The 17,147-nt window shown below is 28.6% G+C and carries 15 protein-coding genes; 1 reads left to right on the forward strand and 14 read right to left on the reverse strand.

Annotation, left to right across the window (positions count from 1 at the left end; genetic code table 11):
• Window positions 1–3: 3 nt before the first annotated feature.
• From nifJ to P4S50_RS12465, 13 genes are all read right to left on the reverse strand, one after another.
• On the reverse strand, window positions 4–3,543 hold the full coding sequence (gene nifJ / locus P4S50_RS12405) for a pyruvate:ferredoxin (flavodoxin) oxidoreductase (RefSeq protein ID WP_277731106.1): 3,540 nt from the start codon (window positions 3,541–3,543) through the stop codon (window positions 4–6).
• A 402-nt stretch (window positions 3,544–3,945) separates the two neighbouring features.
• Window positions 3,946–4,515, reverse strand: a complete 570-nt coding sequence (gene pduL, locus P4S50_RS12410) for a phosphate propanoyltransferase (protein ID WP_277731107.1) — start codon at window positions 4,513–4,515, stop codon at window positions 3,946–3,948.
• A 66-nt stretch (window positions 4,516–4,581) separates the two neighbouring features.
• Window positions 4,582–5,859, reverse strand: a complete 1,278-nt coding sequence (aroA, locus tag P4S50_RS12415) for a 3-phosphoshikimate 1-carboxyvinyltransferase (RefSeq protein ID WP_277731108.1) — start codon at window positions 5,857–5,859, stop codon at window positions 4,582–4,584.
• The gene (gene aroB, locus P4S50_RS12420) at window positions 5,849–6,886 is read right to left on the reverse strand and encodes a 3-dehydroquinate synthase (protein ID WP_277731109.1); all 1,038 of its coding nucleotides are present in this window, start codon (window positions 6,884–6,886) and stop codon (window positions 5,849–5,851) included. Before aroB ends, aroA begins: the two co-directional genes overlap by 11 nt.
• Entirely contained in the window at window positions 6,859–8,043 is a 1,185-nt protein-coding gene (gene aroC, locus P4S50_RS12425; RefSeq protein WP_277731110.1) for a chorismate synthase, read from the reverse strand. The genes aroB and aroC overlap by 28 nt, the downstream gene beginning before the upstream one ends.
• Window positions 8,044–8,079: 36 nt before the next feature.
• On the reverse strand, window positions 8,080–8,655 hold the full coding sequence (locus P4S50_RS12430) for a flavodoxin family protein (protein ID WP_277731111.1): 576 nt from the start codon (window positions 8,653–8,655) through the stop codon (window positions 8,080–8,082).
• 47 nt (window positions 8,656–8,702) lie between these two features.
• Complete coding sequence (locus tag P4S50_RS12435) at window positions 8,703–10,469, reverse strand: SpoIIE family protein phosphatase (protein WP_277731112.1); 1,767 nt, start codon at window positions 10,467–10,469, stop codon at window positions 8,703–8,705.
• Window positions 10,470–10,511: 42 nt separating this feature from the next.
• Window positions 10,512–11,012 carry a hypothetical protein gene (locus P4S50_RS12440; RefSeq protein WP_277731113.1) on the reverse strand — a complete coding sequence of 167 codons (501 nt, stop codon included), beginning with the start codon at window positions 11,010–11,012 and terminating at the stop codon, window positions 10,512–10,514.
• A 125-nt stretch (window positions 11,013–11,137) separates the two neighbouring features.
• The gene (locus P4S50_RS12445; protein WP_277731114.1) at window positions 11,138–12,571 is read right to left on the reverse strand and encodes a spore germination protein; all 1,434 of its coding nucleotides are present in this window, start codon (window positions 12,569–12,571) and stop codon (window positions 11,138–11,140) included.
• A gap of 12 nt (window positions 12,572–12,583) precedes the next feature.
• On the reverse strand, window positions 12,584–13,717 hold the full coding sequence (locus tag P4S50_RS12450; protein ID WP_277731115.1) for a Ger(x)C family spore germination protein: 1,134 nt from the start codon (window positions 13,715–13,717) through the stop codon (window positions 12,584–12,586).
• On the reverse strand, window positions 13,698–14,795 hold the full coding sequence (locus tag P4S50_RS12455) for a GerAB/ArcD/ProY family transporter (RefSeq protein WP_277731116.1): 1,098 nt from the start codon (window positions 14,793–14,795) through the stop codon (window positions 13,698–13,700). The genes P4S50_RS12450 and P4S50_RS12455 overlap by 20 nt, the downstream gene beginning before the upstream one ends.
• Window positions 14,796–15,116: 321 nt before the next feature.
• Window positions 15,117–15,761, reverse strand: a complete 645-nt coding sequence (locus P4S50_RS12460; RefSeq protein WP_277731117.1) for a TIGR01906 family membrane protein — start codon at window positions 15,759–15,761, stop codon at window positions 15,117–15,119.
• A 1-nt stretch (window position 15,762) separates the two neighbouring features.
• Entirely contained in the window at window positions 15,763–15,936 is a 174-nt protein-coding gene (locus P4S50_RS12465; RefSeq protein ID WP_277731118.1) for a hypothetical protein, read from the reverse strand.
• A gap of 136 nt (window positions 15,937–16,072) precedes the next feature.
• Here P4S50_RS12465 and P4S50_RS12470 point away from each other — a divergent pair, with 136 nt between their 5' ends.
• A complete protein-coding gene (locus tag P4S50_RS12470; RefSeq protein WP_277731119.1) occupies window positions 16,073–16,750 on the forward strand; it encodes a Crp/Fnr family transcriptional regulator in 678 nt (225 codons plus the stop codon).
• Between the two features lie 157 nt (window positions 16,751–16,907).
• Here the strand turns inward: P4S50_RS12470 and P4S50_RS12475 are convergent, their stop codons facing one another.
• Window positions 16,908–17,129 (reverse strand): alpha/beta-type small acid-soluble spore protein, encoded by a 222-nt coding sequence (locus P4S50_RS12475; RefSeq protein WP_277731120.1) that lies wholly within the window; start codon window positions 17,127–17,129, stop codon window positions 16,908–16,910.
• Window positions 17,130–17,147: the final 18 nt, after the last annotated feature.

Raw genomic sequence — 17,147 nt, forward strand, 5'->3', positions numbered from 1 at the left:
TTATTAAGCTTGTTCAGCCATTTTTTTGTAAGTTTCATATCTTTGTTTAGAATCTTCTTCAGCTTTAACAAATAACTCGTCAGCTATTTCAGGGAAAGCCTTTTGTAAAGATGTATATCTTACTTGTCCTAATATGAAATCTCTAAAGCTTGCTGTTGGCTCTTTAGAATCTAATGTAAATGGATTCTTTCCTTCTTCTTTTAATGTTGGGTTGTATCTGTATAAATGCCAGTATCCAGCTTCAACTGCTTTCTTAATATTAGCTTGGCTACGTCCCATTCCTTCTTTAATACCATGACTTATACATGGAGCATAAGCTATGATTAGAGATGGTCCATCATACTTCTCAGCTTCTATTAAAGCTTTCATGAATTGGTTCTTGTCTGCTCCCATAGCAACTTGAGCTACGTATACATATCCGTAAGTTGCAGCGATCATACCAAGATCTTTCTTCTTGATTTTTTTACCAGAAGCTGCGAATTTAGCAACTGCTCCTGTTGGAGTAGCTTTTGAAGATTGTCCTCCAGTATTTGAGTAAATCTCTGTATCAAATACAAGAACATTTACATTCTCACCTGAAGCTAACACGTGGTCAAGTCCACCATAACCGATGTCATAAGCCCAACCGTCTCCACCTACGATCCACATAGACTTCTTGATTAGGTAATCTTTCTTATCTTCTATTTCAACTAATAATTCTTTAGCTTTTTCATCTGTTATATTATTTGATTTTAATAATTCAAGAACTTTAGCACTTGATGCTTTAGAAAGTTCTCCATCTTCTTTAGAGTTTAACCACTCAGTAAATACTGTTTTGTATTCATCTGCTATGTCAAGCTCTAATATTGCATTTATTGAATCAATTAATTTATTTCTCATTTGTTTAACAGCTACTGACATACCAAATCCAAATTCAGCATTGTCTTCAAATAATGAGTTAGCCCAAGCTGGTCCTTTACCTTCATGGTTTGTACAGTATGGAGTAGTTGGAGCTGATCCTCCCCAAATTGATGAACAACCTGTTGCATTAGCTATTATCATTCTATCTCCAAATAATTGAGTTACAACTTTAGCGTAAGGTGTTTCTCCACAACCTGCACAAGCTCCTGAGAACTCAAATAATGGTTGCTTGAATTGGCTTCCCTTAACATTGTTTGGACTTACTAAATCTTCTTTTGGTGATACAGTCATAGCGTAATCCCAGTTTGGAACTTCTACTTCTGTTTGTGTTTCAAGAGGCTTCATTATTAATGATTTTTCTTTAGATGGACAAATGTCAGCACAGTTTCCACAGCCTGTACAGTCCATAGTAGTTACTTGCATTCTATATTGAAGACCTTCAAGACCCTTACCTACAGCTTTCTTAGTCTTAAATCCTTCTGGTGCATTTTTAACTTCTTCTTCAGTTAATAACACTGGTCTTATTGCAGCATGAGGACATACGAATGAACATTGATTACATTGAATACAGTTATCTATTTGCCACTCAGGTACATTAACAGCTATTCCACGCTTCTCATATGCAGCAGATCCATTTTCGAATGTTCCATCTTCTCTACCAACAAAAGTACTTACTGGAAGAGAATCTCCCTCTTGTCTGTTTATTGGGTTTAATATTTTTTCTACAAACTCTGGAACTTCTTTAGATTCACCTATTGCAACTTCTGATTGTACAGCAGTTGACCAAGAAGCTGGAACTTCAACCTTAACAAGAGCATCTAATCCCTTATCTACAGCTGCATAGTTCATGTTAACTACTTTTTCACCTTTTTTACCATAAGACTTAACTATAGACTCTTTTAAGTATTCAACAGCTTTGTCTAATTCGATAACTTCAGCTAATTTGAAGAATGCAGATTGCATTATCATGTTTATTCTGTTTCCAAGTCCTATTTCAGCTGCTATATCAGTAGCATTTATTGTGTAGAAGTTGATCTTATTATCAGCTATATATTTCTTCATTGAAGCTGGTAATTTTTCTTCAAGCTCTTCCATTCCCCACTTACAGTTAAGAACGAAAGATCCTTCTTTTTTAAGTCCTTTTAATAAATCATATTGTTCTACATAAGATTGGTTGTGACATGCTATAAAGTCTGCCTCATTTATTAAGTAAGTAGATTTTATAGGTTGTTTACCAAATCTTAAGTGAGAAATAGTTATACCACCAGACTTTTTAGAGTCATATGAGAAATATCCTTGAGCATAAAGATCAGTCTTATCTCCTATGATTTTTATAGCACTCTTGTTAGCTCCAACAGTACCGTCTGAACCAAGTCCCCAGAACTTACATCTTATAGTTCCTTCTGGAGCTGTGTTTATTTCTTCTGTTATTTCTAAAGATGTATTAGTTACATCATCTATAATTCCTAAAGTAAAGTTGTTTTTGATTTCTGCTTTCTTTAAGTTGTCATATACAGCCTTAATTTGAGAAGGTGTAGTATCTTTTGAACCAAGTCCATAACGTCCACCAACTATTATAGGTGCATTTTCTTTTCCATAGAATAAAGTACGAACATCTTGATATAGAGGCTCTCCTAATGCTCCTGGCTCTTTTGTTCTATCAAGTACAGCTATTTTTTTAACTGACTTTGGAAGAACATTGAAGAAGTATTCAGGTGAGAACGGTCTATATAGACGAACTTTTACTAGTCCTACTTTTTCACCTTTTGATGCTAAATAATCTATAGTTTCTTCTATTGTATCTGTTACAGAACCCATAGCTATGATTACGTTTTCTGCATCTTCAGCTCCATAGTAGTTAAATGGCTTATATTCTCTACCAGTTATTTCGCTTATTTCCTTCATGTATTCAGCAACTATTCCAGGTACTTTTTCATAATATGTATTAGATGATTCTCTTGCTTGGAAGAAGATATCTGGGTTTTGTGCTGTACCTCTAGTTACAGGATGCTCTGGATTTAAAGCTCTATTTCTGAACTCTTTAACAGCATCTTTATCTGCAAGTCTTGCAAAATCTGCATGATCTATAAGCTCAACTTTTTGAATCTCATGAGAAGTTCTGAATCCATCAAAGAAATGTACAAATGGCACTCTTGACTTAATAGATGCTAAGTGAGCAACTCCTCCAAGATCTATAACTTCTTGAACTGAACCTGATGCTAAGAAAGCAAATCCAGTTTGTCTTGCTGCCATTACATCTGAATGATCTCCAAATATAGAAAGTGCATGACTTGCTATTGCACGAGCACTTACATGGAATACTCCTGGAAGAAGTTCTCCTGCTATTTTATACATATTTGGTATCATTAAAAGAAGTCCTTGAGAAGCTGTAAATGTTGTAGTTAAAGCTCCAGCTGCTAGTGATCCATGAACTGCACCTGATGCTCCTCCCTCAGATTGAAGTTCTACAACTTGCACTTTTTGACCAAATATATTTTTCATTCCATTAGCTGACCATTCATCAACATGCTCTGCCATAGGAGATGATGGTGTTATTGGGTAAATAGCTGCAACGTCAGTAAATGCATATGATACATATGCAGCAGCAGTATTACCATCCATAGTTTTCATTTGCTTTGCCATGATAGTAAATCCTCCTTGTTTTTTAATTTTCTTACTTTGAGTATAGTATACAATATACATTCTGTCAATCATAGTATGATTTAAAAAAACAAAACAAAATCACATGATTAAACTTTCTGTATTTTTATAAAATTTAATTTCTTTACTTACATAATAGTTCATATTTTTATTAAAATCAAGTCAATATAGTATAATTTTGTTAATAAAATTCTTTTTTTCTAACTTTTCATTATTTTCACACTTTTTATAGATATAATTTAAATTTAAATATATTTGAAGTTTAAATTTTTTATCATATGGTTAATTATACCAATTAAACTTTGCTCCATACACTACTTTTTTAATAATAAAAAGGTAGCCTTATTAAAGGCTACCTTTCTATTATTGTTAAATATAATTTTTTTATTCATTAATTAATTCTACTAAATCTCCGTTTCTAACTCCAGCTGCATTTCCTTCTTCTACATCAACGTGCATTTCAAGAGCAAACTTTGGACTTACTCTTACTAATACATTTTCAAATACTACCGCTCTTTGTCCAGAAGTTCTTATCTTAACCTTTTGCTTATCTTCTACATTAAACTTTGCAGCATCATCAGTATGCATATGTATATGTCTTGAAGCTACTATAACTCCTCTTTGAAGTTCTACTTCACCTTTTGGTCCTACTATTTTAACTCCTGGAGTTCCTTCAACATCCCCTGAATCTTTTATAGGTGCTTTTACTCCTAATTTAAATCCATCACTTAAAGATATTTCAATTTGAGTTTCTGGTCTTGCAGGTCCTAATACTCTAACTCCTTTTATTGTTCCCTTTGGTCCTACTATATCTACTTTTTCTTCACATGCAAATTGTCCTGGTTGAGAAAGATCTTTAAAGTGAGTTAACTCAGTTCCCTCTCCGAATAATACGTCGATATCCTTTTGTCCTAAATGTATATGTTTATTTGATAAAGCTATAGGTAATCTCATTACACCAACCTCCTAAATTATTTTTCAAGGAATATTATACTTTTTTTAATATGAAAAATCAAATTTTTAATAAGTTATTTGTTTTAATATATCGTAAAAATGAGGAAAAGATATTTCTATGCAACTTGTATTATCTATATTTGTATTTCCAGACGCTACTAAAGAAGCTATAGAAAATGCCATGGCTATCCTATGATCTGAAAAACTCTCTATACTGCAACCCCTCAACTTTGTTGGTCCTTTTATAATCATACCATCATCTAATTCTTCAATATCTGCTCCCATTTTCTTGAGATTAGAAACAACACTACTTATTCTATTTGACTCTTTTACCTTAAGCTCCTTTGCATCTTTTATAATAGTTGTTCCTTCTGCCTGCGTTGCCATGACAGCTATTATAGGTATTTCATCTATAAGCCTTGGTATTAACTTTGAATCTATTATAGTAGAATTTAGGTTAGAATGTCTAACTAGTATATCTCCCATCAATTCTCCACAAACATATTTTTTATTTAATACTTCATAATCTCCACCCATATCTTTTAATACATCTAAAATTCCAGTCCTCGTTTCATTAAGTCCTACATTTTTTATTAAAACTTCAGATCCCTTCAACATACTAGCACCCGCTATAAAAAATGCAGCTGATGAAATATCCCCTGGAACAAATATATCTTCAGAATATAGATTTTGAACAGGATTTACATAAATTTCATTGCCATTTACATCTATATCTGCTCCAAAAGACTTTAGCATGATCTCAGTATGATTTCTACTTTTGTTCTTTTCTATTATCTTACTAGGAGAATTTGCATATAAAGAAGCAAGTATTATAGAGGACTTAACTTGAGCTGAAGCTATAGGCATCTTATAATCTATTCCACTTAAATTTCCTCCTCCTATAGTTATAGGTGTAAAATTAGCATCTTCATTCCCAGATATCTTAGCTCCCATAAGCCTTAATGGATCTGTTACTCTTTTCATAGGTCTTTTAGATATAGAATTATCTCCTATTAAAGTTGATTCGAAATTTTGACCAGCTAGTATACCCATCATCAGTCTTATTGTAGTTCCCGAATTTCCTACATTTAAATTTTGAATTGGTTTTGTAAGTCCTCTAAGTCCTCTACCTTGTATTATAACTTCATTTTTTCTACACATTTCTGCTTTTATCCCCATTTTTTGAAAACACGATATAGTGCTTAGACAGTCTTCTCCACTCAAAAAATTTTTAACTATATTTTTTCCATTAGATATAGAAGATAACATTATAGATCTATGTGATATAGATTTATCTCCTGGAATATTAACTTCTCCTCTTAATTTATTGTTACTAAAACTCATTTCCAACCTCCTGTATTACATAAAGTATCTCCTCTTCATCTATATTATCTACTACCTCAACAGACGAATGTCCAGTTGGTAGTACTAGATTTATTTTTGAGAAACTATTTTTCTTATCTTTTTTCATTATTTTTAATATGTCCATAGAATTTATACCATTAAAACTTATAGGTATGTTGTAGGCTTTATAAACGCTTAAGGCTTTTTCATAGTAAGATTTATTTATATATCCTTTTTTATAGGATAACCTAAAGGCTATGTGGGTTCCAATTGCAACAGCAAAACCATGGCTCAAATTACCTAGCTTTTCTATCCCATGTCCAAAAGTATGTCCTAGATTTAATGTTTTTCTAATTCCAGACTCTTTTTCATCTTTTTTAACGACATCAATTTTTATATTCGAACATTTCTTTACTATATATGTTAAACATTCCTCATCTAAATTTAATATCTTACTTTTATTATTTAAAAGATAATCCAAGAATTCATAGTCACATATAAGTGCATACTTAATAACTTCTGAGAGCCCACTTAGAAATTCATTATGTTTTAATGTTTTAAGTGTATTAATATTTATATGTATAAACTCAGGTCTATAAAAACTACCTATAATATTTTTGTAATTTCCTAAATTTATTCCAGTCTTGCCTCCGATAGAACTGTCAACCTGAGATAATAACGTTGTAGGACAATGAATTAGATCTATTCCCCTCATATAAGTAGATGCTATAAATCCACTTAAATCCCCTACAACACCACCACCTAATGCTATGATCAATGATTTTCTGCTCACTTCATTTTCTATACAAAACTTAAATACATCTTCATACACGTTTAGAGTCTTAGAGTTTTCTCCTGGTTCTATAATGTATTGTATAATATTCTTAAAATTTAAAGTTCGTATAAAATTATCCATATACAGTTTTTTTACATTTTCATCTGTTATAATTAAAACTTTATCGTAATCTTTTTTTATATCTATTTCACTAAAATCTTTTTTTATATAGACTTTGTATCCATTTTCCATCCTCTATCAGACAACCTTTCCAAATAATTTTGATACGTTTTAATTATATCCTTCATATTATCTTGTCCAAACTTTTCTATAAAAAACTTTGCAATAACGAATGCACATACATTTTCAGCAACCACACAAGCAGCCGGCAGAGCACAATTATCAGATCTTTCTATCGATGCCTTATAATTTTCAAGAGTATTTATATCAATACTATTAAGTGGCTTATATAAAGTAGGTATGGGCTTCATTACACCCCTTATTACGATTTCCTCACCAGTACTCATTCCACCTTCTATACCACCTAATCTATTAGTATTTTTATAAATACCTCTTTCTTTTGAATAATATATTTCATCATGAATATCAGAGCCCTTTAAGCTTGCCATTTCAAATCCAAGTCCGAACTCTACTCCTTTTATCGCTTGTATTGACATAATATGAGCACTTAACTCAGAATCAAGTTTTTTATCATAATGAACATAACTCCCAAGCCCTGGAACAACATTTTTTATCCTAACCTCAAATATTCCACCTAAACTATCTCCCTCTTCTTTTGCTTTTTTTATTTCATCTATAAATAAATTTTCATATTCCTTATCTACACATCTTACCTGTGATATCTCAGATTCTTTTTTTATGTAATCAAATTCAAACGATTTATTAAGCTTGTGATTTCCTATTTGTATTACATGAGATGTAAAATCTATATCGAACTTTGACAAAAATTCCTTGCAAACTCCTCCAACTGCAACTCTTGCTGCTGTTTCTCTAGCGCTTGCCCTTTCCAAAACATTTCTTACATCTTTAAAATCATATTTTAAACTTCCTACCATATCAGCATGTCCAGGTCTTACTTTTGAAACACACTTACTTTCTTTATCTATTTCTTCAACTGGATTCATATATTCTTTCCAATTTTCATAATCCTTATTTTTTATTTCAATAGCTATAGGACTTCCTATAGTAGTACTTCCTCTCATACCAGATAAAATATTCACTTTATCTTTTTCTATCTTCATTCTATCTCCTCTGCCATATCCCTGTTGTCGTCTACATAATTCTCCATTAATATTGTCTATATCTATATTTAGATTAGACGGAATACCTTCTATTATTGTAATTAAAGATTGTCCATGAGATTCCCCACTAGTTAAATATCTAAGCATATTTTTCCCCTTTCCTCAAATAAGGGCTAGTTATAACTAGCCCTTATTCTTTAAATCTATAATTAATTTCTTTATATCTTCCTTATATAAATCGTTATTTTTTAAATCTACATCATCCGTATTGGATATATAGTAATTATGAATCAATTTTGTATTTATACTCTTAAATAAAAAATCAACTGTTATTTGGCCTCCCATGAACTGAGTTTTATAAGGTTTGCTTCCCCCTACATGTATAAACATACCCAGTCTTTTTTTATTTCTATCTATAGATGGTCTTTTTAATATATATTTACTTGCAAAAAAAGATTGAGTTCTATCTATTAGACTTTTAAGCTTTGCAGGAACACCATCAAAATAAACAGGAGATATCAATATTGTTCCATCAGATTCATCAAACTTTTTATACATGTGACTCATATCATCTGTTTTGTGACAAACCCCCGTCTTATCACAATAACCACAGGCATTGCAGTATTCTATATCCATATCCCATATATTTATCATTTCATACTCTATATCATTATCATAAAGTATATCCGCTACATAATCAGATATAATATAACAGTTTTTTCCCTTTCTTGGACTTGCATTTATAATTAAAAACTTCATCCATATCCCCCCATTTGTTTTAGTCTACTCTTTGCAAGTCAAAAATATTATGATTTCCTTACAAATAAAATAAGTAGATCGTCTTCTAAGCTTTCTTTACCTGTAAAGCTTTTTAATTTTTCCTTAAGTTTGTAATATATATGAGGAGTATCCTCAGCATAATTATCTTTTATTAATTCCTTTAATCTATCTAATCCAAATTCTTCTCCAGATTGATTAGATGCTTCTATTATACCATCAGTGTATATACATACAAGTTCATAGTCGTTTATATTGTATTCATATTCATTGTATACCATATCTTTTAATACACCAATGGGCATACCCTTATCAAAATCAAGATCATCTATAATTATATCTTTATCTTTTTTAATTCCTATAGAATGATGATGTCCTGCATTTGATATTGATGCTTTTCCGGTTTTAGAATCAAATATTCCAATCCTAGCTGTAGCAAATATATTGACCTTATCAAAATCATCATATAATATCCTATTCATCTTTGTCAGTATGTTCCCAACCGATTCTTTTTCATATACCAAAGTCTGAAGTACTCCTTTTATCATAGCTACAAAATAATTAGACATTATACCATGTCCCATAACATCTGCTATAAATATGCATACCTTACTTTCATCTATTTTTATTATTTCACAAAAATCTCCACCTATATATTTTGATGGTTCATGAAAAAATACTATTTCTTTTGAATCTGAGAATTTAATTTGTGTATCACTCATTATAAGTTTTTGCTGCTTTGACACAATTTCAAGTTCTTTTTCCAATAACTCATGCTCAAATATTTTCTTCGAATTATTATACATTTGAATAGCAAGGACTATTTGAGATGAAAATATACTAAGTATTTTTATATCATCATCAGTGTATTTTTTACTGTTTACAGCAGCTATATATCCTATAGTTTCATTTGATATCTTTAGTTCATAATATATTAAGGACTTTATATTATCATCATTTATATATTTTTTTAAATCCTTAGGATTATAATATTTTCCACTATCATCCATATCATTATTTATAAAGAAACCTAAAGCCTTGTGTATATTTATATTTTCATTTCCGTATTGGTTAAATGATTGTGTTTTATTATTATTGTCATTAAGTATTACTATTGAACTTTCACTAAGAGTAAGCTTACACATTTGCCTACTAATTAAAGAAAGAAAGTTATCTATGGATCTGTTTGCATATAATTCCTCAGTTGCCTTGCTTATATAGTTTATAGCTCCTCTTAATTTTTTTATTAGAGTATCTATTTTATAGTTTTCTTTTGTTATTTCTATTGAAAGACTTATTAACGAAGAAACAGAAGATATAAAGTTTATATCTTCTTGTGTAAGATCATCATCTTCTGTTATATAACAAGTTATAAATCCTATTACATTGTTATTAGCTATAAGTGGAAATACTATTCTTCCTATATATCCTTCTTGTGTAGCCATATCTCTTTCCATTATAGCTCTATCATCTTCAAATATATTTTTTATCCAAACTATTTTTTTTTCAAATACAGCTTCATGAATGTATTTAGGATATTCATTAAAATCTATTTTAATTTCATCTTCATCTTTATTTGAAAACAACTCAGGTATATAATCTAAAGTGGCAGAACACACTAAATATGCATATTTATAATTGTTTTTATAAAATAAGTTTATACAAGCTTTTCTAGGATGTATTACTTTTAACATTTTGGATACTATTTCATCTTTTATTTCAAAAAAATTCATAGATGCAGTAACCAATTTTGATATTTCTAATATGTTATAAACTCTATCTCTATCATTTTTCATAATATCGTCCCCCACTTCAAGTAAGTTTCACTTGATCTAAAGCTATTTAGAAAGTTTTTGTTGAAAAGTATTTTCGTTTATATTTTTTATGTTACTATATATATCATTCATAGTAAATACTAAAAGAATCATAATTATACCCATGTAAAGTTTTGTATAGTCTGAGAACTGCATAAGTATAAACATAACCATTACTGTTTTTATTTTTAATTTTGAATTTTCTTTTACCACTTCATCCAACAGCTTTTTTAAAGAGAATGTTCTATTTTTCATATTTTCTTTAACGGTATCAGTTATAATTTTTTTATAAAATACAAATCCTATTAAAAACACTATGCTTACGTATATATTTATTTTCACCATAATTAAAAATATAAATATATTCAATACATATTTAGCTATTTTACCTAGTAAATTATCTATTTTTTTTATAACATCAATATCTTCTTTTTTCTTAATGCTATATTTATTTACTTTTTTTAAGTCTTTTATTTTTCCCTTTATCAATTCCTTATATATAAGCCCTACAAAATTACTAAGCATAAAATCACCTCTTGTTTTTTATTTTATTTTTTCCATTTATAAATTTTTTATACTTTTTATAAATTCATAATCAGTTATAGCTGTATCAATCAAAAATAGAGATATGTTTTTATAAAAACATATCTCTATTTTTGTCTTATCTTATCCCTTGTATTTAAATATTTAGGTCTTTTTTTAGATACAGTTATATCACTTAAAATATAATTTTTTAAATCTTTGAAATTAAAAGGTGACATAGGAGCAACATAAGGTACTCCCAGAGTTTTAATAGAACATAAATTAATTGCAATAAGTGTAAATCCCATAACGAATCCGAATAATCCAAATATACCTGTTATTAGAATCATAAAAAACTTTAATATTCGAATTGGATTCATGATAGTGTAGTCAGGTGCCACAAAAGAACACATAATGGATAATGCTACCATAATGACCATAAGAGGGCTAACAAGTCCTGCCGCAACTGCTGCTTGACCAATAACAATAGCACCTACAATACCAATAGCTGGACCTATTTGTTTTGGAAGTCTTATACTAGCTTCCCTTAGTATTTCAGCTACAAATTCCATTAATGTTGCTTCTACAAAAGCATTAAATGGAACTGTTACTCTAGAACTTGCTATAGCTAAAATATATTGTGGTGGAAGTATATCGGGGTGAAAACTAACAACTGCAACATATAAAGAAGATAATGTTAAAGATACTACAAGTGCTACTATTCTCAATGATTTAGAAAACATTCCTAAGTATATATTATCATAATGATCATCACCAACATCTAGAAATTCAATAAAGGTTTTTGGCATAACTAAGGCTAAATTGCTGCCTTCTACTATGATAATAAGCTTACCTTCAAGTATGTTTGCACATGCCGTATCGGATCTCTCTACAATGCCCGCCTGTGGAAACAGGTTAAAAGTATCTTTTAAGACAAATTTTTGAATATATCCTGATTCAAAAATCCCATCTATATCTATAGCTTCTAACTTTTTTGTTACTTCAGTAACACATTTTTTATTTATAATATCTTCCATGTAAATTAAAGCAACATTTGTATTTGTTCTTTTCCCGATGATAAAATGATCTATTCTAAGGGATTTATCCTTTATTCTATATCTTATCAAGGACATATTATCATCAAAATTTTCAGTAAAAGAATCCTTAGATCCCCTTAATGTAGTGTCTATGACAGGTGGTTCAATTCCTCTTTTTTCAATCTTTAAAGTATTTGCTACTATATATTTTTCTTCATTAGGTATGAAAATAATAGATGTTCCTGACAAAAGGTGATCAATCATCTTATTTTCATCATCATCAATCGAAATATCATCTATATAAATAACCGAATTTGCTATTTTATCTATACTAAGAATTTCATGTTTCCCATCTTGTAATATGGGTTTTATAATATCATTTGATAGTCTTTCTTTATCTGTAATGTGTTGGATATATAGTATAAATATATCTATATTCATAATGGATAGCTTTCTTGTAGATATTCCTATGTTAGAATTTTTAAATTCTTCCATCTTATCTATAAATCTGTTTTTTTTAATCATATTATCCATCCTTTAATATTTCTTTTTCGCATTTGGGTCTGTTAAACTACTGTTTATAATTTTCGTATTAACATTCACATTTATATTTGCCTTTGTAAAGGCATCTTCCCAATCTATTTTCTCATAAATTTCAGGATGTTCAGCTCTAAAGTATCTTGCAAATCCAAAAATATCACACTTAAATTCACTTTTTGCTCTCTTTATAATATACTCAATATTATTTTTAGCTTTTTCTGATATCTTATTTTCTAAGATCTTAGTATATTCATCACTTATTGGTTCCATATAATACTGATATCGTAATTGTGCTTTTAAATCCAAATCAATATTAATCGTAACTTGCCCATCTATATAATCTGTTTTAATCTTTCTTTTCTTAACAAATGTTCGAAAAGAGATTTTATTTTTTTCATTATTACTACTATTTATAATTTGAATAATCTTAGGTTCTTTTGCTAATATATATGTGATTCCAGATGTTTTTTTTATATCAATAATTCCTATTAATTTTGAATTTTTCATAACTGCAAGACCTAAGTATTTTATAGTGCCTTCCTCTATTCCTATATACGGAAGAAGATAGCCTATTTCACCTAATTCAATATCAGAAAGAAGTTCTCCAGTTACTGGATATAATCCTTCTCCATTACTCGATACATGCTCCATAATATCTTCTATTAAAAAGCCCACTGATATATCTTTTTCTACTTTTATATTAAATAGTTCTCTTGGTGGTTCACGACTTACTACAGACAAAAGTGTTTTTCTATAATCATATAAGTGATCAATTCTATTCAAATAAGGTTCTATACCTTTTTTTGCATATTTCTCGCCAAAAACAACAACCCTTGTAGCCCCTAAAAATACAGAAAAAGGATTTACTGAATCGTAGTTTACCCTAGCTTCTTCAAAGGTTTTACCATAAGATAACATTTTATATACATCTGATGTCTCAGCTTTTTCTTCTTCTTTAGATGCGGATGCAAGCTTAGCAACTTCACCAGAAAATTCAATATTATCATTTACATAATCTACACCAATACTAACGGTAATGCTTTTTTTATTTATGTCTTCAGAATCCCAACAACTTGTTAGTAATAACACAGACATACTTATAGTTAATGCTTTACCTAATTTTTTTATCATATTTTTTCACCTTCGTAATTAAAAATAATATCATTGGTATGAATCCAGCTGTTATTAAGGTACAATAACTAATATAATCCATTATTTTTTCAACATCATCAATAGTCTTAGGAATCTGACCAACAATAAAAGCTAAAATAATTACAATGAATGCAAGAAGATTAAAATGAATATCTTTAAACCATTTACTCATAAGAAAAACTGAACCATAAGCCTCTATAGAAGCAGTACAAAACATACCCATTATCCATATAGTTAAAAAGATACCATCTATCCTTTCTAAAAACTGAAGACTTTTAATATCAACTCTTCTTATTGTAGCAAATAATGCATCTTTGTAATGAACAATACCATCAACTCCCATAATAGAAATACATGATTCTACAATAAGTATATAAAGAATTCCTATAAATCCTACCATAAGAGTTGTATATTTAAATACTCGTTTATTATTCTTCTTTTTGTTAAAAGATATAATTGTAAGTATTTCTACACCTAAAAATGGAAATATGGTAACTAAAGTTGCGTTTAAATATGCTTGTAAATCTCCTGCAACGAAAAAAGGTCTTAAATTAATTAATTTTCCTTGGCTTAATACTGCTAAATGTATAGTTATATACCCTATTATAAGAATCAAACCATAGATTTCACAAATTCTTGCAATTACTTCTAGTTTTTTTATTACTGCATAATATACAACTGAAAGAAATAGCAAACATAATGCCCATACAGGAGTTTTTATTAATACTGTAAGCTTAATAGCTTCACTAGCCATTCTTATAATCATAGTAAAAAGCATAAAATAATAGATAATATATATAATCATGAATATAGATGCGATAAATTTTCCAGTTAATATATTACTATACTCATATATTGTTTTATTTTTATGAACATATCCAAGATATGTAATTATATACGTGAAAATAATGGTTATTGCTGTAGCCATTAATAACGTAAACCATCCTCCTGTACCTGCATTTTCTGTAACATTTTTAGGAAGACCCAAAACACCATATCCTACTACTATTCCAAAAATAATAAAAGCAATTTGTCTATTTGTAAGAGATTCATTCATATTCTCATCCCCTCCATTTAATTTTATAATCCCCATTAATACATATATAATTCCCATTATTTAAATTTAAAGGGATGATTTTCTATAAAAAAATCATCCCTTTAAATTTAAGTCTCGTAAACCATCCATATTTTCTTTTATCATTTAACTTCTAATAAATATAAAAAAGTTCTTCTTTAGAAGAATCTTAAATGTAAACTTTTTTGAAACTCATAACGAAAATTATATTTATCCGTTGCTTAAAAATAGTTGAAAGTATCTCTTTCTTAACCAGTTATCCACAAAACAAAAATGATATAATCTGCTATTGAATAAAAAAAGCTAGAGTTTTGGCTCTAGCTTTTTTCTTTTGATTAAAAAGAAGTTAATAGAAATTACAATACAGCTTACAATTATAGTAGTAATAAAAATATATATACTTATGCTCTTAAAAAACTCAAGCGGTAATAAATTTATTATTATACTCTCTTTTGGACTTAATAGCCAATCATCGTTATTGAAAAACATTTTATGAAATATAGTGAAATACCTATAATAATTTAAAGAGATTATAGAACATAATAATGTAGATACAACACACGTTGTTAAAATACTTTTATTGAAACATTTTAATATATTCTCAATATCTTTTCTATTAACATAAATTATTGTACAAATAGCTATTATGGCCAATCTTTTTATCAAAATTCCTTTTTCAAACATATACTTTACATCTTTCATATGCCTTTTTTCTTTATCTGAAAAAACATCTTTATACTCTAAATTAGAGTCAGATTTTAAATAGTTTATCAAATTATAAGTTACACTTTTTACATCTTCTTTTGAATATGTAATATTTTGATAAACATCATTTTTATCATATTGATTAAAGTAAAAAAAAGAATTTAAAGAATAAAATTCAATACTAATTAAAAGTATAAGAAAAAATATTAAACCTCCACATAAATAATATATAGTTTTTTTCATTTTAAGCCATGGCTTTTTCCAATTTATCTAGATGTTGTATAGGAAAATATTTAAGTAATTCTTTAAACTGTTCAACTGTAAGACCAGATGTAGTTGTGTATATTCTTATTTGTTCATCTAGTGAAGAATTTTTAAATTGTTCTTTAACCGCTTCAAAATTCACATTTTGTTCCATATAAATCACTCCTAAAATAGTTTTAATTCTATTATTTACTAAAACACATAAAAATATTCTATATTGCTTTTTAAGTTTGGTTATATTATTATTTAGTAAAAAAGTCTTTACTCTAAAGACTTTCAAGGAGACCATTATGTTGGATTTAGAAAATATTTTAAAATCAAGTGTATTGTTCAAAAATATAGCAGATAACAATTTAAATAATATACTCTCTAATATCAATTACAAAATTAAATCATTTAATAAAAATGAACTAATTGCCATAGAAGGAGACCCTTTAAACAGTATAGGTATTTTAATATCTGGTAACATAGAGATTCAAAAGATCTATCCATCTGGTAAAACCCTTACAATTTCAACCTTATCATCAGGCAATATATTTGGAGAAGTTATAGTTTTTTCTCAAAAAAACACATATCCAGCAACCTTAGTTCCCATAACTTCTGCAGAAATTATGTTCATATCAAAAGAAGATATTTTGAAGATTTGTACAATAAATCCAGATATACTAAAAAACTTTATGTCACTTTTATCGAATAAAATACTTATGTTAAATAAAAAAGTAAAAACACTATCTTATCAAACTATAAGAGAAAAAGTTGCAAGCTACCTTTTAGATGAGTATACAAAACAAAAAAAACTATTGATAAAGATACCTTATTCAAGACAAGAAATGTCAGAGCAATTTGCTGTAACTAGACCATCTTTGTCTAGAGAACTGATAAAAATGAGAGAAGAAGACTTAATAGAATTTAATAAAAATACTATACTTATAAAGAATTTAGATAAACTAGAAGATTGTATATTATAAAAAAGTTCTTCTTTAAAAGAATCTTAAATGTAAACTTTTTTGAAACTCATAACGAAAATTATACTTATACACAATTTGAATATGATTATAATTTCCTATTCGTTATAAATAAAAATAAAGGTGAAGAATTAATTCTTCACCTTTATCTTCTAAACTACTATTTAGGTTGTTGTCCTCCACTCATTTGTTGCTCAGCCATTTCAACTAATTTCTTAGTCATTGATCCACCTACATAACCATTTTGTCTAGCTGTTAAGTTTCCCTTATCCATATTTTCATAATTAGATAGTCCTAATTCATTAGCAGTCTCAAGTTTCATTTGATTTAATGCTGCCTTAGCTGCTGGAACTGCTTTGTTATTATTATTGTTGTTAGTCATATTAAATCCCTCACTTTT

This window comes from Tepidibacter hydrothermalis, from assembly GCF_029542625.1.
GTDB classification, from domain to species: Bacteria; Bacillota; Clostridia; order Peptostreptococcales; family Peptostreptococcaceae; genus Tepidibacter_A; species Tepidibacter_A hydrothermalis.